This is a genomic window from Streptomyces davaonensis JCM 4913 (genome assembly GCF_000349325.1).
Lineage (GTDB): Bacteria > Actinomycetota > Actinomycetes > Streptomycetales > Streptomycetaceae > Streptomyces > Streptomyces davaonensis.
In genome coordinates, this window is sequence record NC_020504.1 from 6,686,359 (window position 1) to 6,706,053 (window position 19,695).

The 19,695-nt window shown below is 70.3% G+C and carries 19 protein-coding genes; 5 read left to right on the forward strand and 14 right to left on the reverse strand.

Annotated features, from left to right (window positions below):
* Nucleotides 1-28 precede the first annotated feature (28 nt).
* Together BN159_RS29515 and BN159_RS29520 are read right to left on the reverse strand one after the other, a co-directional pair.
* A complete protein-coding gene (locus BN159_RS29515; protein WP_015660676.1) occupies nt 29-1,000 on the reverse strand; it encodes an aldose epimerase family protein in 972 nt (323 codons plus the stop codon).
* Nucleotides 1,001-1,015: 15 nt separating this feature from the next.
* The gene (locus BN159_RS29520; protein WP_015660677.1) at nt 1,016-1,915 is read right to left on the reverse strand and encodes an SGNH/GDSL hydrolase family protein; all 900 of its coding nucleotides are present in this window, start codon (nt 1,913-1,915) and stop codon (nt 1,016-1,018) included.
* 256 nt (nt 1,916-2,171) lie between these two features.
* On the opposite strand from BN159_RS29520, the gene BN159_RS29525 reads away from it, so the two are divergent.
* Nucleotides 2,172-2,666 carry a DUF3145 domain-containing protein gene (locus tag BN159_RS29525; protein ID WP_015660678.1) on the forward strand — a complete coding sequence of 165 codons (495 nt, stop codon included), beginning with the start codon at nt 2,172-2,174 and terminating at the stop codon, nt 2,664-2,666.
* Nucleotides 2,667-2,735: 69 nt separating this feature from the next.
* Here BN159_RS29525 and fabF read toward each other — a convergent pair whose 3' ends face one another.
* The 5 genes from fabF to fasR form a co-directional block, all read right to left on the reverse strand.
* Entirely contained in the window at nt 2,736-4,007 is a 1,272-nt protein-coding gene (gene fabF / locus BN159_RS29530; protein WP_015660679.1) for a beta-ketoacyl-ACP synthase II, read from the reverse strand.
* Between the two features lie 82 nt (nt 4,008-4,089).
* Nucleotides 4,090-4,338, reverse strand: a complete 249-nt coding sequence (locus BN159_RS29535) for an acyl carrier protein (RefSeq protein ID WP_015660680.1) — start codon at nt 4,336-4,338, stop codon at nt 4,090-4,092.
* Nucleotides 4,339-4,420: 82 nt separating this feature from the next.
* Nucleotides 4,421-5,422, reverse strand: coding sequence for a ketoacyl-ACP synthase III (locus BN159_RS29540; protein WP_015660681.1), 1,002 nt, complete (start codon nt 5,420-5,422; stop codon nt 4,421-4,423).
* Between the two features lie 17 nt (nt 5,423-5,439).
* Entirely contained in the window at nt 5,440-6,354 is a 915-nt protein-coding gene (locus BN159_RS29545; RefSeq protein WP_015660682.1) for an ACP S-malonyltransferase, read from the reverse strand.
* Nucleotides 6,355-6,443: 89 nt separating this feature from the next.
* Complete coding sequence (gene fasR / locus BN159_RS29550) at nt 6,444-7,649, reverse strand: fatty acid biosynthesis transcriptional regulator FasR (RefSeq protein ID WP_015660683.1); 1,206 nt, start codon at nt 7,647-7,649, stop codon at nt 6,444-6,446.
* A gap of 63 nt (nt 7,650-7,712) precedes the next feature.
* Between fasR and BN159_RS29555 the strand changes: the two genes are divergently transcribed.
* The gene (locus BN159_RS29555; RefSeq protein ID WP_015660684.1) at nt 7,713-8,366 is read left to right on the forward strand and encodes a pirin family protein; all 654 of its coding nucleotides are present in this window, start codon (nt 7,713-7,715) and stop codon (nt 8,364-8,366) included.
* Between the two features lie 6 nt (nt 8,367-8,372).
* On the opposite strand, the gene BN159_RS29560 is transcribed toward BN159_RS29555, so the two are convergent.
* Both BN159_RS29560 and BN159_RS29565 read right to left on the reverse strand, forming a co-directional pair.
* Nucleotides 8,373-9,191 carry a serine hydrolase domain-containing protein gene (locus BN159_RS29560; protein WP_015660685.1) on the reverse strand — a complete coding sequence of 273 codons (819 nt, stop codon included), beginning with the start codon at nt 9,189-9,191 and terminating at the stop codon, nt 8,373-8,375.
* Nucleotides 9,192-9,210: 19 nt separating this feature from the next.
* Complete coding sequence (locus tag BN159_RS29565; protein WP_041820006.1) at nt 9,211-9,681, reverse strand: GNAT family N-acetyltransferase; 471 nt, start codon at nt 9,679-9,681, stop codon at nt 9,211-9,213.
* Between the two features lie 97 nt (nt 9,682-9,778).
* Here BN159_RS29565 and BN159_RS29570 point away from each other — a divergent pair, with 97 nt between their 5' ends.
* Both BN159_RS29570 and BN159_RS29575 read left to right on the forward strand, forming a co-directional pair.
* A complete protein-coding gene (locus BN159_RS29570; RefSeq protein WP_015660687.1) occupies nt 9,779-10,243 on the forward strand; it encodes a MerR family transcriptional regulator in 465 nt (154 codons plus the stop codon).
* Entirely contained in the window at nt 10,240-11,259 is a 1,020-nt protein-coding gene (locus BN159_RS29575; RefSeq protein ID WP_015660688.1) for an aldo/keto reductase, read from the forward strand. Before BN159_RS29570 ends, BN159_RS29575 begins: the two co-directional genes overlap by 4 nt.
* 3 nt (nt 11,260-11,262) lie before the next feature.
* Here the strand turns inward: BN159_RS29575 and BN159_RS29580 are convergent, their stop codons facing one another.
* The 3 genes from BN159_RS29580 to BN159_RS29590 form a co-directional block, all read right to left on the reverse strand.
* On the reverse strand, nt 11,263-12,111 hold the full coding sequence (locus tag BN159_RS29580; protein ID WP_041820008.1) for a DUF4429 domain-containing protein: 849 nt from the start codon (nt 12,109-12,111) through the stop codon (nt 11,263-11,265).
* Between the two features lie 57 nt (nt 12,112-12,168).
* Nucleotides 12,169-13,386, reverse strand: a complete 1,218-nt coding sequence (locus tag BN159_RS29585) for an alpha/beta hydrolase (protein ID WP_015660690.1) — start codon at nt 13,384-13,386, stop codon at nt 12,169-12,171.
* A 77-nt stretch (nt 13,387-13,463) separates the two neighbouring features.
* Entirely contained in the window at nt 13,464-14,090 is a 627-nt protein-coding gene (locus BN159_RS29590) for a TetR family transcriptional regulator (protein WP_015660691.1), read from the reverse strand.
* Nucleotides 14,091-14,155: 65 nt separating this feature from the next.
* Between BN159_RS29590 and BN159_RS29595 the strand changes: the two genes are divergently transcribed.
* A complete protein-coding gene (locus tag BN159_RS29595) occupies nt 14,156-15,748 on the forward strand; it encodes an MFS transporter (protein ID WP_015660692.1) in 1,593 nt (530 codons plus the stop codon).
* Between the two features lie 326 nt (nt 15,749-16,074).
* Here the strand turns inward: BN159_RS29595 and BN159_RS29600 are convergent, their stop codons facing one another.
* Together BN159_RS29600 and aceE are read right to left on the reverse strand one after the other, a co-directional pair.
* Nucleotides 16,075-16,812 carry a potassium channel family protein gene (locus BN159_RS29600; protein WP_015660693.1) on the reverse strand — a complete coding sequence of 246 codons (738 nt, stop codon included), beginning with the start codon at nt 16,810-16,812 and terminating at the stop codon, nt 16,075-16,077.
* Nucleotides 16,813-16,887: 75 nt separating this feature from the next.
* Nucleotides 16,888-19,635, reverse strand: coding sequence for a pyruvate dehydrogenase (acetyl-transferring), homodimeric type (gene aceE, locus BN159_RS29605; RefSeq protein WP_015660694.1), 2,748 nt, complete (start codon nt 19,633-19,635; stop codon nt 16,888-16,890).
* Nucleotides 19,636-19,695 lie beyond the last annotated feature (60 nt).

Sequence of the window (19,695 nt, forward strand, 5' to 3'; positions counted from 1 at the left end):
TGACGCCCGGACCGGGGCTCATGTGTGCCTACCGCAGGGAGAACGCGTACACCGTCTCCGAGCGGAACACCTCGCCGGGCCGCAGCACCGTGCTCGGGAACTCAGGACGGTTGGGGGAGTCGGGGAAGTGCTGGGTCTCCAGGGCGATGCCGTCGCCCGGCGCGAAGGGATCGGCGAGATGGTCGGCGGTGTACAGCTGGAGTCCGGGCTCGGTCGTCGACACCGTCAGCACCCGCCCGGACGCCGGGTCGTGCAGCTCGGCGACCTCCACCGGGGTGTCCGTCACCCCCTTGTCCAGCACGAAGTTGTGGTCGTAGCCGGAGCCCACCTTGCGCGGGGCACGGAAGTCGAATCGAGTGCCCTCGACGGGCTCCTCCTCGCCGGTCGGGATCAGATCCGCGTCCACCGGCGTGAACCGCGAGGCGGCGATGCGCAGTTCATGTCCGCCCGCGTTCCCCGCACCGGCCAGGTTGAAGTAGCTGTGGTTCGTCAGGTTCACCACGGTCGGCGCGTCCGTCACCGCCTCGTACACGATCCGCAGCGCGCCGTCCGCGTCCAGCGAGTACGTCGCCGCCAGTTCGAGCCGGCCCGGGAAGCCCTCCTCGCCGTGCGCCGAGACCCGGCTCAGCCGCACCCCGTGCGCGACCGGCTCCGCGTCCCACACCCGCTGGTCGAAACCGCGCTCACCGCCGTGCAGACAGTTCGGGCCGCTGTTCACCGGCAGCGCGTACGTCAGCCCGTCCAGGGTGAAGCGGCCCCGCGCGATCCGGTTGGCGTACCGCCCGACCAGCGCGCCGAAATACGGCCCGGGATGGGCGGGGTAGTCGGCCGGCTCCGCGAACCCCAGCACCACGTCCGCGGCGACGCCGTCCCGGTCCGGGACCTCCACCGACTGCACGATCCCGCCGTACGTCAGCACCCGCACCCGGACACCGGCCCGCTCGAGCGTCCAGCGGTGCACGGCCGTGCCGTCGGAAAGTGTGCCGAAGAGTTCGTTCATGTGCGGAACCCTAAGTCACCCGGTCTTCGCCGTGACCGTCCGGTAGGCGATCTCGGCCAGCCGCGCCTGCCCGTTCACGCTCGGATGGAACCAGTCCCAGCGGCTCAACTGCTCCATCCCGAACCGGTACGCGTACACCGCGCCGCCGTCGAACCGGCACCGCCGGTCCTTGGCGCACACCTCCTTCAGCGCCTTGTTGTACTCCTCCACCCGCTTCTGCACCGTCTCCCGCCGCAGCGTGGCCGCAGCGTCCAGCGAGTCCGCGTCCTCCAGCATCGACGGGCAGATGCCCAGCTTCCACACCTGCTTGCCCAGTTCGTTGGTCCGCCCCTGGGACCACAGCCGCTTCAGATCCGGCACGCTCGCCACATACACCTGCGCCTTCGGCAGCGCACCCCGCAGCGTCCGCAGCGCCTCCTCGAACTGCGCGCGGAAGTCGGCCACCGGCGTCATCGCCTCGGTGGTGTCCCGGCAGGCGTCATTGGCCCCCGCCATCACCGTCACCAGCTCCGGCTTCCGGGTCGCCGCCTGCGCCATCTGCCCGGCCAGATCCGTCATCCGCGCCCCGGTGACCGCGTAGTTCCAGCTCCGCTCGGCCGCCTCGGTCTCACCCAGCAGCCGCACCGCGAGACTGTCCACGTCCGCACTGCTGCCGGTCGCCCACGACACCTCCGGACAGTCCGCGAGCACCGAGCAGGCGTCGAAGCCACGGGTGATGGAGTCCCCCACGGCCGCGACCGAGTCCGGGCTGCGGTCCCACACCGGGGTCGGCTTCGGCTTGGGCTTCGCTCGCTGCGCGTCCGTACCGGAGGGACCTGGTGAGTTCCCCCCGACGGCATCGCACCCCGCCAGCCCCAGGACGGCCGCGGACAGCACAGCGAGCACTGTTCGTTTACGGTGACCGATGTTCCGCATGCGCCGCTGATCCCCTCGCTCGTCGACTACACGTCCCCTCCCCATACAACGCGTGGGAGTTCCCGAGCGCGCGCGATGCAACGGTTCCACCCTCTACAGGCGTCCTGCCGGGTGAATGGCGGGCGTTTCACGGCACCGGGACCGACGGTACGTCACACTCCTTGCGCCGCCGCACGGTAGCCTCGCCATCAACGTGGCTGCCTCGCCACGGCCGTCCGCCAGTTCGCAAGATGTCCCGCTCTGCCCGGAGGTCCCGGTGACGACACGTGGAGTTCTGTACGTGCACTCCGCGCCGCGCGCGCTGTGCCCGCACGTCGAGTGGGCCGTCGCCGGGGTGCTCGGCACACGCGTCAATCTCGACTGGATCCGGCAGCCCGCCGCGCCCGGCACCTGGCGCTCGGAGTTCTCCTGGCAGGCCCAGCCGGGCACCGCGTCGAAGCTGGCGTCGGCCCTGAGAGGCTGGCACCTCCTCCGCTTCGAAGTGACGGCGGAACCCTGCCCCACCGCCGAGGGCGAGCGCTACAGCTGCACCCCCGACCTCGGCATCTTCCACGCCGTCACCGGCATCCACGGCGACATCCTGATCCCCGAGGACCGCCTCCGCGCGGCCCTGCTCCGCAGCCAGCGAGGCGAGACGGACCTGGAGGCCGAACTGTCCAAGCTGCTGGGCAAGCCCTGGGACGACGAGTTGGAGCCCTTCAGGTACGCGGGAGAAGGCGCCCCGGTGCGCTGGCTGCACCAGGTGGTCTGAGTTTCGCGGAACGCGTGAAGGGCCCCCACCTCAAGAGGCGGGGGCCCTTCAGCTACGTACGGAAGTCGCTCAGATCGTCCTGAACGCCAGCACCACGTTGTGGCCGCCGAAGCCGAACGAGTCGTTCAGCGCGGCGATCCGGCCCTCGACGGGAAGCTTGCGGGCCTCGCCGCGGACCACGTCCGCGTTGGCCTCGGCCTCGGGGTCGAGGTTCTCGACGTTGATGGTCGGCGGAGCCACCCGGTGGTACAGGGCGAGCACGGTCGCGACGGTCTCCACACCACCGGCACCACCCAGCAGGTGACCGGTCATCGACTTCGTGGCCGAGACGGCCATGTGGTCGGCGTCGTCACCGAACACCTTCCGCAGCGCCTTCAGCTCGGCGATGTCACCGGCCGGCGTCGAGGTGGCGTGCGCGTTGACGTGCACGATCTCCGCCGGGTCCAGATCCGTGCGCTCCAGCAGGTTCTGGAGGGCGTGGCTGATGCCGCGGCCTTCCGGCTCCGGCTGCACGATGTCGTGGCCGTCGGCGGAGATGCCCTGGCCGACCGCCTCGGCGTACACCCGGGCACCGCGCTTGGCGGCGTGCTCGGCGGACTCCAGGACGACCACACCGGCGCCCTCGCCGAGGACGAAACCGTCCCGGGCGACGTCGTAGGGGCGCGAGGCGCCCTCGGGGTCCTCGTTGTTCTTGGACATCGCCATCATGTTGCCGAACGCGGCGATGGGCAGCGGGTGGATCGCCGCCTCGGTGCCGCCGGCGACGACCACGTCGGCGCGGCCGGAACGGATCATCTCGATGGCGTAGCCGATGGCCTCGGCGCCGGAGGCGCACGCGGAGACCGGCGTGTGCACGCCCGCACGGGCGCCCACGGCCAGACCCACGTTCGCGGAGGGGCCGTTCGGCATCAGCATGGGGACGGTGTGCGGGGAGACGCGGCGGACGCCCTTCTCCTTGAGCACGTCGTACTGGTCGAGCAGGGTCGTCACGCCACCGATGCCGGAGGCGATGACCGCACCGAGCCGGTCCGGGTCGACGTTGGAGTCCTCACCGGCGCGGTCGGTGAAACCGGCGTCGGCCCAGGCCTCCTTCGCTGCGATCAGCGCGAACTGGGCCGAGCGGTCAAGACGTCGGGCCTGCGGACGGGGGATCACCTCGGTCGGCTCAACGGCGACCGGTGCGGCGATACGGACTGCCTGGTCGGCGGCCCACTCCTGCTCCAGGGCCTTGACACCGGAACGTCCGGTGACGAGACCCTCCCAGGTAGAGGCCGCGTCGCCACCCAGCGGTGTGGTTGCGCCGATACCGGTGACGACCACGGTGCGATTGGTCGAGCTCACGGGAATTCTTTCTCCAACGGGATACGGGATTCAGCGGCGCCACCGCCGGGTGGCGGGGCCGGGCACTTCCGGCCTAAGAGACTCAGGCCTGGTGCTTGAGGATGTAGTCGGTCGCGTCGCCGACCGTCTTGAGGTTCTTGACGTCCTCGTCCGGGATCTTGACGTCGAAGCGCTCTTCGGCGGCGACGACGACCTCGACCATGGACAGGGAGTCGACGTCCAGGTCGTCGGTGAAGGACTTGTCCAGCTGGACGTCCTCGACCGGGATGCCGGCGATCTCGTTCACGATGTCGGCGAGACCGGCGACGATCTCTTCCTGAGTGGCGGCCATGTCAGGCGCTCCTTCGTAGTAATCCAGAGGGTTGGCAGTGCTTTCCGCAGCGGATCGAAAACGATGATCCGGCACGGAGTGCCTAGGGGAGAGTAACGACAGTGGCGGCGTACACGAGACCCGCCCCGAAGCCGATGACGAGCGCGGTGTCGCCGCTCTTCGCCTCGCCGGTCGCCAGAAGCCGCTCCATCGCGAGCGGAATCGAGGCGGCCGAGGTGTTGCCGGTGGTGCGGATGTCACGGGCGACCGTGACGTGCTCCGGCAGTTTCAGCGTCTTCACCATCGAGTCGATGATCCGCTCGTTGGCCTGGTGGGGAATGAAGACGTCCAGGTCGTCCGGGGTGATTCCGGCCGCGTCCAGCGCCTGCTGGGCGACCTTCGCCATCTCGAACACGGCCCAGCGGAACACCGCCTGGCCCTCCTGCGTGATCGCAGGGAACTTGTCGACCTCGCCGTTGCGGTAGTCCGTCCACGGCACGGTCTGCTTGATCGTCTCGGACTTGTCGCCCTCGGAACCCCAGATGCTGGGGCCGATGCCGGGCTCGTCGGCCGGGCCCACGACGACCGCGCCCGCGCCGTCACCGAACAGGAAGGCCGTCGCGCGGTCCTCCAGGTCGGTGAGGTCGGACAGCCGCTCGACGCCGATGACCAGGACGTACTCGGCGGAGCCCTCGGTGATCATGCCCTTGGCGAGGGTGAGGCCGTAGCCGAAGCCCGCGCAGCCGGCCGAGATGTCGAAGGCGGCGGCCTTGTTCGTGCCGAGCTTGTCGGCGATCTCGGTGGCCACGGCCGGGGTCTGCTTGAAGTGCGAGACGGTCGAGACGATCACGCCGCCGATCTGCTCCGCGGAGATCCCCGCGTCGGCGATCGCCTTGCCGGACGCCTCGACCGACATCGCGGCGACGGTCTCCTCGTCGGAGGCCCAGTGCCGCGTCTCGATGCCGGAGCGCGAGCGGATCCACTCGTCGGACGAGTCGATCGTCTCAAGGATGACCTCGTTGGGCACGACCCGGGTGGGGCGGTAGCCGCCCACGCCGAGGATGCGCGCGTACGGGGCGCCCTTGCTGGGCTTGATCTTCGCCATGCTGCTCGGACTCCTTGTCAGGCCGTGTGCTCGGCGATGAGCTCGCGAGCGGCGTCGAGGTCGTCGGGGGTCTTCAGGGCCAGCGTCGGTACGCCCTTCATCGCGCGCTTGGCGAGACCGGTGAGCGTGCCGCCGGGGCACACCTCGATCAGCGCCGTCGCGCCGAGGCCGACGAAGGTCTCCATGCACAGGTCCCAGCGGACCGGGTTGGCGACCTGCCCGACCAGCCGCTGAAGCACCTCGGCGCCGGTGGCGACGGTCTTGCCGTCCTTGTTGGAGACGTAGGGCAGCGTCGGGTCGGCGGGCGAGAGCGCCTTGGCGGCCTCGGCCAGCGTGTCGACGGCGGGCGCCATGTGGTGCGTGTGGAAGGCACCGGCGACCTTGAGGGGCACGACCTTGCGCACGCCCTCGGGCTTGTCCTCGGCGAGGACGGCGAGCTGCTCCAGGGTGCCGGCGGCCACGATCTGGCCGGCGCCGTTGATGTTCGCCGGGGTCAGACCGAGCTTCTCCAGGTGCGCGACCGAGGTCTCGGGGTCGCCGCCGAGCAGCGCCGACATCCCGGTCTCGGTGATCGCGGCGGCCTCGGCCATGGCGAGCCCGCGCTTGCGTACGAGGGTCAGCGCGGCGGTGTCGTCCAGGACGCCCGCGAAGGCGGCGGCGGTGATCTCACCGACGCTGTGTCCGGCGACGGCGCCCGGGGTCACGGCACCCAGTGCCGCGGCGGACAGGATTCCGGCGGCGACCAGCAGCGGCTGGGCCACGGACGTGTCCCTGATCTCGTCCGCGTCGGCCTTGGTGCCGTAGTGGACGAGATCGAGGCCGATGGCGTCGGACCAGGCGGCGACGCGGTCAGCGGCACCGGGCAGGTCGAGCCAGGGAGTCAGGAAGCCAGGCGTCTGGGCGCCCTGGCCGGGAGCGACGAGTACGAGCACTCTCACACTCTCTCTTGGGGACGGCCACGGCCGCCCGTGGGGACAGGGACGAAGAACACGAGGGGGTTTTGTGGGGCCCCGACAAAACCCTATGGCTGAGTATCCCCGTCGACCAGACGTCCCAGGATGAGCGCGATCCGCAGCGTGAACGCGGAGCGTACATCCGACGGCGACCAGCCGGTGACGTCAGTCACACGTCGAAGCCGGTAGCGCACGGTGTTGGGATGCACGAACAGCATCCGGGCGGCGCCTTCGAGACTGCTCGCCTGTTCCAGATAGACGGAGAGGGTCTCCAGAAGCGCGGACCCGGCTTCCTCCAGCGGTCTGTAGATCTCCTCCACCAACTGCTCGCGCGCGCTCGGATCCCCGGCGATGGCGCGTTCCGGAAGCAGATCGTCCGCCAGTACCGGCCGCGGGGCGTCCTGCCAGGCGGAACACGCCTTGAGCCCGGCGGCGGCGGCCTGCGCGGAGCGGGTGGCGGCCAAAAGATCCGGCACGATGGGCCCGGCGACCACCGGTCCGGCGGCATACGGCCCGATCAGCGACTTGGCGACGGCGAGCGGGTTGTCGTTGCCACCGGCGATGACGACCAGCCGGTCCCCGAGCACCCCGGTGAGCACCTGGAGCTTGGCGTGCCGGGCGGCCCGCCGGATGGCCTCGACGGTCAGCTCGGAGTCCCCGTCGGGGGCGGTGCCGAGCACCACGCACACATGTTCCGGCGAGTTCCAGCCGAGCGCGGCGGCCCGGGAGACGGCGCCCTCGTCGGCCTCCCCGCTCAGCACCGCGTTCACGACGAGCGACTCCAGCCGGGCGTCCCAGGCACCGCGTGCCTCGGCGGCCTGGGCGTAGACCTGGGCGGTGGCGAAGGCGATCTCGCGGGCGTAGACGAGGAGCGCCTCGCGCAGCAGGGACTCGTCGCCCGGGGCGGCCACCTCGTCGATGGCGGACTCCATGACCTCGATGGTCGTCCGCACCATCTCCACGGTCTGCCGCAGTGTGATGGCCCGGGTCAGCTCACGAGGTGCCGTCCCGAACACATCGGTGGAGATGGCCTGAGGGGCATCGGGATGCCGGAACCACTCGGTGAAGGCCGCGATACCGGCCTGGGCGACCAGCCCGATCCAGGAGCGGTTCTCCGGGGGCATCGCCCGGTACCACGGCAGCGTCTCGTCCATGCGCGTGATGGCCTGGGCGGCGAGGGATCCGGAGGACTTCTCCAGCCGCTTCAGGGTCGCGGAGTGCGGGTGGGCGTCGTGTGCTGCGGCTTCGGACTTACGGGCTTCGGGTTCGGGCACGGGGACAAGACTGCCTTATCCGGACGGGACTGTGCGCTGCCGGGGTCTACGGTGGGGTCCGTGATGGATGTACGGCGCGCGGCTGAGCGCTACCCAGGCGGCGAGGCGGCAGCGGGAATCTCCTCCCGGCACGCCTTCTCCTTCGGCCCCCACTACGACCCGGACAACCTCCGCTTCGGCGCGATGATCGCCTGCAACGAGGAACGTCTCGCGCCGGGCGCGGGGTTCGACGAGCACCCGCACAGCCACACGGAGATCGTGACGTGGGTGGTGGAGGGCGAGCTGACCCATCGCGACTCCACCGGCCACGAGACCCGGGTCCGGGCCGGCGACGTCCAGCGCCTCAGCTCGGCGGCGGGCGTCCGGCACGTGGAACGCAACGACGCCGCCACGCCCCTCACCTTCGTCCAGACCTGGCTCGCCCCGCTGTCCCCGGGCGGGGAACCGGCGTACGAGATCGTCCCCGGGATCGCCGACTCCACCCCCTACGCCGTTCCCGAGGCGGGCACGCTGCTGCACGTCCGCCGCCTCGGCGCGGGCGAGCGCACCGCGGTGCCGGACGCGGAGTGGGTGTACGTCCATGTCGTGCGCGGCGAGGTGCGGCTGGGGGAGGAGACGCTGGGCGCGGGGGACGCGGCGCGGATCAGCGCGGCGAAGGACATCGAGGCGGTCGGGATCACCGCCGTGGAGCTGCTGATGTGGGAGATGTCCGGCTAGCAGGCGCTAGCGGAGTTCGGCGAGCACCGCGTCCGTGAGCACCGGCCACACCTCCGCCGCCCAGGGGCCGAACGCCCGGTCCGCCAGCGCCACGCACGCGTGCCCGGCGTCCGGGTCGATCCACAGGAACGTGCCGGACTGGCCGAAGTGTCCGAAGGTGCGCGGCGAGGACGAGGAGCCCGTCCAGTGCGGGGACTTGCCGTCGCGGATCTCGAAGCCGAGCCCCCAGTCGTTGGGGTTCTGGTGCCCGTACCCCGGCAGCACGCCCTTGGTCCCGGGGTACTGCACGGTCATCGCCTCGGCGACCGTCCGCGGGTCCAGCAGCCGCGGCGCCTGCACCTCCGCCGCGAACCGCAGCAGATCCTCGACCGTCGACACGCCGTCCTTGGCGGGGGAGCCCTCCAGCGAGGTCGCCGTCATGCCCAGCGGCTCCAGCACGGCCTGCCGCAGATACTCCGCGAACGGGATGTCCGCCGCCTTCGCGATGTGGTCCCCGAGCTGCTCGAACCCGGCGTTGGAGTACAGCCGCCGCTCCCCGGGCGGGGCCGTCACCCGGTGCTCGTCGAAGGCGAGACCCGAGGTGTGCGCGAGCAGATGCCGCACCGTCGAGCCCGCGGGACCGGCCGGCTCGTCGAGGTCGACCGCGCCCTCCTCGTAGGCGACGAGGGCGGCGTACGCGGCCAGCGGCTTGGTGACCGAGGCGAGCGGGAAGCGGTGCCCGGCCGGGCCATGGGTGCCCACGACCGTCCCGTCCGCCCGCACGACACCCGCGGCGGCGGTGGGGACCGGCCAGTTCTCGATCAACGCAAGACTGCTCAGCGACATGCCAGTGAGCCTAAGCGCCTCAGAGGTGCAGCCGCATGGAGGGGTCCGGGTCGCGGGTGAAGCCCAGGGAGGCGTAGAGCGGTTCGGCGTCCGCGGAGGCGTTGAGCATGACATATCCGGCGCCCTGCTCCCGGAACCAGTGCAGCAGCTCCTCCATGCACGCGCGCGCGTACCCGCGGCGCCGCGCCTCGGGGTCGGTCGCGACGCTGAAGACGTAGCCGATCAGCCCCTGCGGATTGCCGGCCCGCCCGATCCGGTACTCCAGCGTGCCCGCGGCCAGAGCCGCCGGCGCGCCCGGCCGCTCCGGGTGGTCGACGACGTACGCCGCGAACTCCCCGTCCGGATCGGCCAGTCGGTCCCGCAGGGTCGGCAGCGACTGCGGGTGCCAGTCGGTGGCGCCGGGCGCGGACGCCAGCGAGTCGATCATCACCTGGCGCAGCCGCAGTACTTCGACGGCGTCCTCGGTCGTGGCACGGCGTACGAGACTCATGTGCCGCACGCTAACCAGGGCGATCACGCCATGTCCCGTGGTTTTCTTACCCTTTCCGCTTGCTTGGAGCCCACTCCAAGGCCATAGCGTTGAGCGCATGACGGTGACGGAGACCACGCCCACCAGGACCGACACCTGCGCGGGGCCACCCAGCCCCGACCGGCGCCCCGACGGCCAGGACAGCTACACGATCAGCGAGGTCGCCGCCTTCACCGGCCTGACCGCGCACACCCTGCGCTGGTACGAGCGGATCGGCCTGATGCCGCACATCGACCGCTCGCACACCGGCCAGCGCCGCTACAGCAACCGCGACCTGGACTGGCTCGACCTCGTCGGCAAGCTCCGGCTGACCGGAATGCCGGTTGCCGACATGGTCCGGTACGCCGAGCTGGTGCGCGAGGGCGACCACACCTACGGCGAGCGCTACGAACTCCTGGAGGAGACCCGCCGGGACGTGCTGTCCCGGATCGCGGAACTCCAGGACACGCTCGCCGTGCTCGACCGCAAGATCGCTTTCTACGGCGACGCCGGGCGCGCCCTGGCGTCGGAAAGGCCCCGATGACCGAGAACAGCAGGATCACGACCGCACGCCTCGGCGACACCGGCCCCGAGACGGGGGTGCAGGGCCTCGGCTGCATGGGCATGAGCTTCGCCTACGGCCCCTCGGACGCCAAGGAGTCCCGGGCCACCCTGGAACGGGCCCTGGAACTGGGCGTCACCCTCTACGACACGGCGGACGCCTACGGCGCCGGCGAGAACGAACTCTTCCTGTCCCCGTTCTTCCGGGCCCACCGCGACGAGGTCGTCATCGCGACCAAGTTCGCCCTCTCGATCCCGCCGGACGAGCCGACCCGACGGGTCATCCGCAATGACGCGCCCTACATCCGGCAGGCCGTCGAGGCGAGCCTGAAGCGCCTGGACGTCGAGACGATCGATCTCTACTACATGCACCGGCGGGATGTGAACGTCCCCATCGAGGACACCGTCGCCGTCATGGCCGAGCTGGTCCGTGAGGGCAAGGTCAAGCACCTGGGCCTGAGCGAGGTCACGGCCGCCGAGCTGCGTGCCGCGCACGCCGTGCACCCCATCGCGGCCGTGCAGTCGGAGTGGTCGCTGTTCAGCCGGGACATCGAGGCACAGGTCGTGCCCGCGGCCCAGGAGCTGGGCGTGGCCCTGGTGCCGTACTCGCCGCTCGGCCGGGGTTTCCTCGCGGGCTCCTTCGGCTCGGCCGACAAGGACCTCACCGCCGGTGACTTCCGCCGCCAGCAGCCCCGCTTCACCGGCGACAACGCCACGGCCAACGCGGCCCTGCTGGCCCCCATCCGCAAGATCGCCGAGTCCCACGGCGCCTCCCTGGGCCAGATCGCCCTGGCCTGGGTCCAGCAGCAGTCCGAGGTCCACCACCTCCCGGTCGTCCCGATCCCCGGCACCCGCAAGCCCACCAGGGTGGAGGAGAACACGGGAGCCACCAGGATCCGACTGACGGGAGACCAGCTGGCGTTGCTGGACCCGATCGCCGGTCAGGTGGCGGGGGACCGGTACGCGGACATGACGTTCACGTCCGCCGGACGGGAGTAGTTCTCACAGCTCCGCCAGCAACTCCGCCTTCTTCACGGAGAACTCCTCATCGGTGACCAGCCCGGCCTGATGAAGTTCCCCGAGATGACGGATCCGCTCGGCGATGTCGGCCGGGTCGCGGCGCGGAACCGCCGCGACCGGCGCCGGCCCGCACTGCCGTACGGCTGCCAACACGGCCGCCGCGAACGGCAACGACTCGTGCACCGGCCCGTATCCGAGACCGAACACCACCGCCGCCGGATCGTGGTCCACCTGCGCAGGGCCGGTCTCCCCGCGCCGCAGCAGTCGTAGATGACCCTCGAAGACCTCGGGGGAGCGCCACTCGACCCCGCTCAGATCGCCGATCGCGAAGGACTGGTCGCCGGCCTTCCACTTCGCGGAGGACGCGCCCGTCCAGAACCAGCGGAAGGAGACCGTGCGCCCGTCGAAGGACGCCTTCCCGTCGTACGCCTTGAAGGACCGCGGCGGTTCGGGCGCCGTCACCAGGAAACGTTCCGCCGGACCGGACTCGGTGAGCTGCGCGCCCAGTTCGTCGGCGTAGTACTCGGCGAGCGTCTCCCGCTCGGCCGGCAGCACCAGCCGGTACGGATCGCACCCTTCCTTCAGCTGTCCGTCGGCCGCCTCCAGCAGCGGATCGGCCCCGGGCCGCAGCTCGGCGCGGAGCACCACCGTGCCGCGCTTGCCGGGCGTCAGGGTCACCGCGGAGACCGCCGACAGCGGCACCCGGCGTTCCCCGAGCGCCTGAAGGAGCTTAGGTGTTCGAATCCCCCGTTCGTAACGGATGAGCACGGAGTCGGACTCGAACTCCCAGGCGGCATGAAATCCGGCCAGTACGTCACCCATGCGGCTCATCGTATGCGGCACGAGCTCCTCCGTCGCCTCCCCGCGCAGACCGTACTTTCTGCGTCTCTACGCGCGTCCGGCCGTTGCGGTGCCGGACAAACCCTCCCGGCATTCTTCGTCATCTCCGGCGCAGTGCACCGAGTCATACGAGCCAACTCCGATCTCGGCGAAGTTGCGCACACTGTCCGTGCCCGGCTCGAAGTACCCGCTGTGCCCCTCGGCGTCCGCTGCCGACAGCACCCGCGCCCCGAACTCCGAGGACATCGGGTCCGCGCCGTGGCCGAGCCCGCCCAGCTCCAGGTTCGGCACGTCCTGGATCCAGTCGTCGGCGTCCCGCATCGCCCAGACCTGCGCCGAGGTGCCCAGGTGGGAGGCCTTGGCGACGCGCATGCCGGGGCTGCCGGCCACCGCGATGTCGGCCACCCGCTCCGGCATCGTGTGCGCGGCGACCCCGCACACCACCGAGCCGTAGCTGTGGCAGAACAGCGACACCGGGGAGTCCCCGGGCAGCGCCCGCACCAGCGCGTTCAGCCGTACGGCGCCGCTCTCGGCGCGGCCCGCGGTGGCCGAATCGATGCCGAGTCCGCCGGGCGCGGTGTAGTCGGCCCAGGCGATCACGGCGGTCCGCGTGAACGGGGCGGCGGTGCGCTCGGCCGCGTACAGCGACTGCGCCATGCCGACCGGTGCCGAGTACTTGCGGTAGGTGCGCTGGAAGGTGAGCAGATGGGTGTCGACGCCGGGGACGACGACGGAGACCCGCTGGGCGCGGTCGAGATCGCCGAAGACCTCGGCGACCCGGCCCGAGCCCGCCGGGTCGAAGGCGAGGATGTGCCGACCGGGGCTCATCAGCGCCTCGTAGCGGTGCATCCGGCGGCCGGCCTCCTGCTGCCCCTCGGGCGTGAGCCGTTTGTCGTGCATCCGCTTCAACTCGACCTTGCGGGCCTGGAGCAGCGCGACCCGGTTGGCGCGGTAGCGCAGTTTCACCGGGGCGCCGTTCATGTTGCCGACGGCGAGCGGGTAGCGGCGCACGAGTCTCGAACTCTGGTCGGCGGTGAGCGTGCCGAAGAACCGGGACAGCAGCGCGGGTTCGGAGTCCGGGGAGGGCAGCCGGTGACCGGCTATCCGCCCGTGCTCCCATTCGGCGAGCGAGGCCTGGAGCGGAGGCGTGGTGCGCTGGTTGCGCAGCGCGGTCCAGCCGGTGGTCGCCAGCATGACGAACACCACGGCCAGCGCGAGCAGAGCGCGCCAGACGTTCAGTTGCGGGGACGTGTCGAAGGAAGTCACTGGGAGGACACACTAGGAGAACGAACGAGTCTCCCGTTAACCGAGTGACGGGGATCACGTTTCGTGCTAGCGGAAGTTCAGCCGTCACGCCAGCTTTCGGTCAGCGCGGGTCCCACCTGTTCGAGGTAGGCGACGGTCAGTTCGCGGATGCCGGCCAGGCTGAAGTCCTCGCCCGTGCTCCACTGCCGTTCGGTGACCCGCATCACCCCGCCGAAGACCGCCACCGCGAGCCGCGGCCGGGGATCGGCGTCCACATCGAGGCCCTCCCGCTCGGCCAGCACCCGTGCGATCCGCTCCTCCGTCTCCGCCGAGTGCCGCAGGTGCGCGGCGAGCAGCGCGGGCGTCGACTCCACCTGCCGGTACATGCGCAGATGCAGCTCCACCGGTACGACCGACTCGATGACCTCGCTGAGTCCGTCCCAGCCCTCCACCACGGCCTGCCGCAGCGCCACCATCGGCGCCTCCTCGGGCGGCCGCCGCCGCACGGCCTCGACGTAGTAGTCCTCCGCCATCGCCTGTACGGCGAGGGCGGCCTCCTCCTTGTTCGCGAAGTAGCGGAAGAAGGTGCGCTGGGAGACCTCGACGGCGGCGGCGATGTCGTCCACCGTCGTCTCCTCGTAGCCGCGGGTGGTGAACAGTTCGAGCGCCGCGCGAAGCAGGGCGACCCGGGTGCGCTGCTTCTTGCGTTCGCGGAGTGTTTGCATATCCGTCAGTTACCGACTTGTGAATTGGTTTGTCAATTGTCAGAGGCTGTCATTAGCCTCGGGCCATGACTGGTCAGACCATCGTCGACAAGGCGCTCCAGGACGCCGTCCCGCCCTCAGGGCCTCGTGGGCATCCCTGGTTCACGCTCATAACCGTCGCCGTGGGCGTGATGATGGTGGCGCTGGACGGCACCATCGTGGCGATCGCGAACCCGGCCATCCAGAAGGACCTGGGCGCCACGTTCGCCGAGGTCCAGTGGATCACCAACGGCTACTTCCTGGCCCTCGCGGTCTCCCTGATCACCGCGGGCAAGCTCGGCGACCGGTTCGGGCACCGGCAGACCTTCCTCATCGGTGTGGTCGGCTTCGCGGCCGCGTCCGGTGCGATCGGCCTGTCGAGCAGCATCGGCTTCGTCGTCACCTTCCGGGTGCTCCAGGGTCTGTTCGGCGCGCTGCTGATGCCGGCCGCGCTGGGTCTGCTGCGGGCGACGTTCCCGGCCGAGAAGCTGAACATGGCGATCGGCATCTGGGGCATGGTCATCGGCGCCTCCACCGCGGGCGGCCCGATCCTCGGTGGTGTCCTGGTCGAGCACGTCAACTGGCAGTCGGTGTTCTTCATCAACGTGCCGGTCGGCGTCCTCGCCCTGGTCCTCGGCGTGCTGATCCTGCTGGACCACCGCGCGGAGAACGCCCCGCGCTCCTTCGACCTGCTCGGCATCGCGCTGCTCTCGGCCGCGATGTTCTGCCTGGTGTGGGCGCTCATCAAGGCGCCGGAGTGGGGCTGGGGCGACGCCCAGACGTGGACGTTCATCGTCGTGTCGGTGGCGCTGTTCGGCTTCTTCGCGTTCTGGGAGACGAAGGTCAAGGAGCCGCTCATCCCGCTCGGCCTGTTCCGCTCCGTCCCGCTGTCGGCGGGCGTGGTGCTGATGGTCCTGATGGCCATCGCCTTCATGGGCGGCCTGTTCTTCGTGACGTTCTACCTCCAGAACGTGCACGGCATGAGCCCCGTCGACGCGGGTCTGCACCTCCTGCCGCTCACCGGAATGATGATCGTCGGCTCGCCGCTCGCGGGCGCGATGATCACGAAGCTCGGCCCGCGGGTCCCGCTGGCGGGCGGCATGGCTCTTACGGCCATCGCCATGTACGGCATGTCCACGCTGGAGACGGACACGAGCAGCGGCCTGATGTCCCTCTGGTTCGCCCTCCTCGGCCTCGGCCTCGCGCCGGTCATGGTCGGCGCCACCGAGGTCATCGTCGGCAACGCGCCCATGGAGCTCTCCGGTGTCGCCGGTGGTCTCCAGCAGGCCGCGATGCAGATCGGCGGCAGCCTCGGTACGGCCGTGCTGGGCGCCGTGATGGCCTCCAAGGTGGACAGCGACCTCGCCGGGAACTGGGCGGACGCGGGCCTGCCGAAGCTGACCGCGGCGCAGGAGGCGCAGGCTTCCGAGGCGGTTCAGGTGGGTGTGGCTCCGGTGTCCCCGGGGACGCCGCAGGAGGTCGCCGCGAAGATCACTGACGTCGCGCACGACACCTTCATCTCCGGCATGAGCCTGGCATCGCTGGTCGCGGCCGGTGTGGCGGCGGTGGCCGTCGCGGTCGCGTTCCTGACGAAGCGGGGCGAGAACGCGGAGGCGGGAGCGGGCGCCGCGCACATCTGAGCCTGGTCGGGGGCTGTTTCCCCTATCAGGGTGACAGAGCTAAAGATTCCTCGTCCCCGGCACGCGCCGCGGTTCACAGTGGGTCAAGCCCTCCGTACGGCATGTTCCTCGGGCAAGTTCGTACACCAGGAAGGCCACCCGGCGCTGCGGCGCGCTGCCGGAGGGGGACAGCGCGCCGCCGTCGCCTGCCGGCGGGGCTGAGCGGCGGACGGTAACGCCGTGGGGGGTGCCTGCCGTCTCCGGGCTGCGGGCCGTGTGTGGCTGGTCGCGCAGCTCCCCGCGCCCCTAGGTCAGTTGCAGCACCGTTGCCATCGAGTCACCCCATCTCACGGTGACCGGTCCGGCGTCGACAGGGCTGCCACCTCCGCGCGCAGCCGGCGTACCTCCTCCGTCAGCGACTGGATCGCCTCCGTCTGACGTCGTTCCTCCGCGTCGTCCATCTCGAACCGCGCGATGAACCACGCCGCGATGTTCGCCGTCACCACACCGAGCAGGGCGATGCCGGACAGCATCAGGCCCACCGCGAGTATTCGGCCCAGACCGGTGGTCGGCGCATGGTCGCCGTAGCCCACCGTCGTCATCGTCGTGAAGGACCACCACACCGCGTCACCCAGCGTCTTGATGTTCCCATTCGGCGAGTCCCGCTCCACGGACAGCACGGCCAGCGAACCGAACATCAGCAGTCCGACGACCGAGCCCACCACGTACGTCGTCAGCTTGACCTGCGAGGCCATCCGCGCCCGCCGGCCCACCAGCATCAGCGCCGAGATCACCCGCAGCAGCTGAAGCGGCCGTAGCAGCGGCAGGATCACCGCGCACAGGTCGAGCCAGTGCCGCCGTATGAACTCCCCCCGCCGCTCGGTCAGTCCGAGCCGCACCAGGTAGTCCGCCGCGAACGCCCCCCACACCACCCACTCGACCGTCGTGCACGCGCGTGCCAGCCCGGGGCCCACCGGAGTGACCACGATCGGCACGGCATACGCGACGGCGAACACCACTGCCAGCGCCATCAGCGGCTGCTGAGTGCGCTGTTCCCAACGGACCTGCGCGGTTCTCTCCTTCATGCCCGCATCGTAGGAAACGGCGGAGGGCCGGGAGGCGGATGCCCCCCGGCCCTCCAGCCGGTCACGAGCCGAGCTCTACGCGTCGCCGCCCGCGGCCCCGGGATCGGCCGCCGACACATCCAGCAACTGGTACCGGTCGATCGCCTGCTTCAGCGCCGAACGGTCCACCTTCCCCTCCTTCGCCAGCTCCGTGAGCACCGCCAGCACGATCGACTGCGCGTCGATGTGGAAGAACCGGCGGGCCGCGCCCCGGGTGTCCGCGAAGCCGAAGCCGTCCGCGCCCAGCGACTGGTAGGTGCCCGGCACCCACCGGGCAATCTGGTCCGGAACCGACCGCATCCAGTCGGAAACGGCCACGAACGGGCCCTGCACACCGGACAGCTTGCGGGTCACGTACGGCACCCGCTGCTCCTCCTCCGGGTGCAGCAGGTTGTGCTCCTCGCAGGCCACGGCCTCGCGCCGCAGCTCGTTGAAGGAGGTCGCCGACCAGATGTCGGCCTTCACGTTCCACTCCTCGGCGAGGATCCGCTGCGCCTCCGCCGCCCACGGCACCGCGACCCCGGACGCGATGATCTGCGCCGGGATCGAGCCCGCGGTGCCCTCGCTGAAGCGGTGGATGCCCTTGAGGATGCCCTCGACGTCCACGTTCTCCGGCTCGGCCGGGTGCTGGATCGGCTCGTTGTAGACGGTGAGGTAGTAGAAGACGTCCTCGCCGGGCCTGCCGTCCGCCGTCGGGCCGTACATCCGGCGCAGACCGTCCTGCACGATGTGCGCGATCTCGTAGGAGAAGGCCGGGTCGTAGGCCACGCAGCCCGGGTTCGTCGAGGCCAGCAGCTGGGAGTGGCCGTCCGCGTGCTGGAGACCCTCACCGGTCAGGGTCGTGCGGCCCGCGGTCGCGCCGAGGACGAATCCGCGCGAGAGCTGGTCCGACATCTGCCAGAACTGGTCGCCGGTCCGCTGGAAACCGAACATCGAGTAGAAGACGTAGACCGGGATCAACGGCTCCCCGTGCGTGGCGTACGCCGAACCCGCCGCGATCAGCGAGGCCGTGCAGCCCGCCTCCGAGATGCCGTCGTGCAGCATCTGCCCGTTCGGCGCCTCCTTGTACGCAAGCAGCAGCTCACGGTCCACCGACTCGTACTGCTGCCCGAGCGGGTTGTAGATCTTCGCGCTCGGGAAGAAGGAGTCCATGCCGAACGTGCGGTACTCGTCCGGCGCGATCAGCACGAACCGCTTGCCGATCTCCTTGTCCCGCATGAGGTCCTTGAGCAGCCGGACAAAGGCCATGGTCGTCGCGATGGACTGCTGACCCGAGCCCTTCTTCACGGTCGCGTACGTCTTCTCGTCGGGCAGCTGCAACGGCTTCGCCCGCACCACACGGGTCGGGACGTACCCGCCCAGCGAGTTGCGGCGGTCGTGCATGTACTGGATCTCCTCGGTGTCCCGCCCGGGGTGGTAGTACGGCGGCGCGCCGGACTCCAGCTCCTTGTCGGAGATCGGCAGGTGCAGCCGGTCGCGGAAGCGCTTGAGGTCGTCGACCGTCAGCTTCTTCATCTGGTGCGTGGCGTTGCGGCCCTCGAAGTTGGGACCGAGCGTCCAGCCCTTGATCGTCTTGGCCAGGATCACCGTCGGCTGGCCCTTGTGCGCCTTGGCCGCCGAGAACGCCGCGAAGATCTTCTTGTGGTCGTGGCCACCGCGCCCCAGGTGCAGGATCTGGTCGTCGCTCATCCCCTCGACCATCGCCCGCAGCCGGTGGTCGTCACCGAAGAAGTGATCGCGGATGTACGCACCGGACTCGGTGGCGTACGTCTGGAACTGCCCGTCCGGCGTCGTGTTCATCTTGTTGACCAGCACGCCGTCCCGGTCCTGGGCCAGCAGCGGGTCCCAGGTGCGGTCCCACACCAGCTTGATGACGTTCCAGCCGGCACCCCGGAACTGCGACTCCAGCTCCTGGATGATCTTGCCGTTGCCGCGCACCGGACCGTCGAGCCGCTGAAGGTTGCAGTTCACCACGAAGGTCAGGTTGTCCAGACCCTCCCGCGCGGCGATGGACAGCTGGCCGAGCGACTCCGGCTCGTCCATCTCGCCGTCGCCCAGGAACGCCCACACGTGGGACTTGGAGGTGTCCGCGATCCCGCGCGCCTCCATGTACCGGTTCATCCGCGCCTGGAAGATCGCGCCGATCGGGCCGAGGCCCATCGACACGGTCGGGAACTCCCAGAAGTCCGGCATCAGCCGCGGATGCGGGTACGAGGACAGGCCGAACGGCGCCTTGGACTTCTCCTGCCGGAACGCGTCCAGGTTCTGCTCGCTGAGCCGGTCCAGCAGGAAGGCGCGGGCGTAGATGCCCGGGGAGGCGTGCCCCTGGAAGAAGACCTGGTCGCCGCCGTCGCCCTCGTCCTTGCCCCGGAAGAAGTGGTTGAAGCCCACGTCGTACAGGGAGGCGGAGGAGGCGAAGGTGGCGATGTGCCCGCCGACGCCGATGCCAGGACGCTGCGCCCGGGACACCATCACCGCGGCGTTCCAGCGGGTCGCGTTGAGGATCTTGCGCTCGATCTCCTCGTTGCCGGGGAAGAACGGCTCGTCCTTGGTGGCGATCGTGTTGACGTAGTCCGTGCTGCGCATCTCGGGCACGGCCACGCGCTTCTCGCGGGCCCGCTCGATCAGCCGGAGCATCAGGTAGCGGGCCCGCTCGCGGCCGCGCTCGTCCACGGCGGCGTCGAGGGAGTCGAGCCACTCCTGGGTTTCCTCGGGATCGAAGTCAGGAACCTGACTCGGAAGGCCGCCAATGATGATCGGGTTGCGATCGGATCCGGAAGCCACGCTGTTCCTTACCTGTCAGAGGGGCTGGTTTTCGGGGCTTGCTTCGGGCTGGTGCGTCGG

Excerpts from the sequence above, each read along its gene's own strand:
- BN159_RS29515 (WP_015660676.1), bottom strand. The coding sequence starts at position 1,000 with ATGAACGAACTCTTCGGCACACTTTCCGACGGCACGGCCGTGCACCGC.
- BN159_RS29520 (WP_015660677.1), bottom strand. The coding sequence starts at position 1,915 with ATGCGGAACATCGGTCACCGTAAACGAACAGTGCTCGCTGTGCTGTCC.
- BN159_RS29535 (WP_015660680.1), bottom strand. The coding sequence starts at position 4,338 with ATGGCCGCCACTCAGGAAGAGATCGTCGCCGGTCTCGCCGACATCGTG.
- BN159_RS29540 (WP_015660681.1), bottom strand. The coding sequence starts at position 5,422 with ATGGCGAAGATCAAGCCCAGCAAGGGCGCCCCGTACGCGCGCATCCTC.
- BN159_RS29555 (WP_015660684.1), top strand. The coding sequence starts at position 7,713 with ATGGATGTACGGCGCGCGGCTGAGCGCTACCCAGGCGGCGAGGCGGCA.
- BN159_RS29560 (WP_015660685.1), bottom strand. The coding sequence starts at position 9,191 with ATGTCGCTGAGCAGTCTTGCGTTGATCGAGAACTGGCCGGTCCCCACC.
- BN159_RS29565 (WP_041820006.1), bottom strand. The coding sequence starts at position 9,681 with ATGAGTCTCGTACGCCGTGCCACGACCGAGGACGCCGTCGAAGTACTG.
- BN159_RS29570 (WP_015660687.1), top strand. The coding sequence starts at position 9,779 with ATGACGGTGACGGAGACCACGCCCACCAGGACCGACACCTGCGCGGGG.
- BN159_RS29575 (WP_015660688.1), top strand. The coding sequence starts at position 10,240 with ATGACCGAGAACAGCAGGATCACGACCGCACGCCTCGGCGACACCGGC.
- BN159_RS29580 (WP_041820008.1), bottom strand. The coding sequence starts at position 12,111 with ATGAGCCGCATGGGTGACGTACTGGCCGGATTTCATGCCGCCTGGGAG.
- BN159_RS29590 (WP_015660691.1), bottom strand. The coding sequence starts at position 14,090 with ATGCAAACACTCCGCGAACGCAAGAAGCAGCGCACCCGGGTCGCCCTG.
- BN159_RS29595 (WP_015660692.1), top strand. The coding sequence starts at position 14,156 with ATGACTGGTCAGACCATCGTCGACAAGGCGCTCCAGGACGCCGTCCCG.
- BN159_RS29600 (WP_015660693.1), bottom strand. The coding sequence starts at position 16,812 with ATGAAGGAGAGAACCGCGCAGGTCCGTTGGGAACAGCGCACTCAGCAG.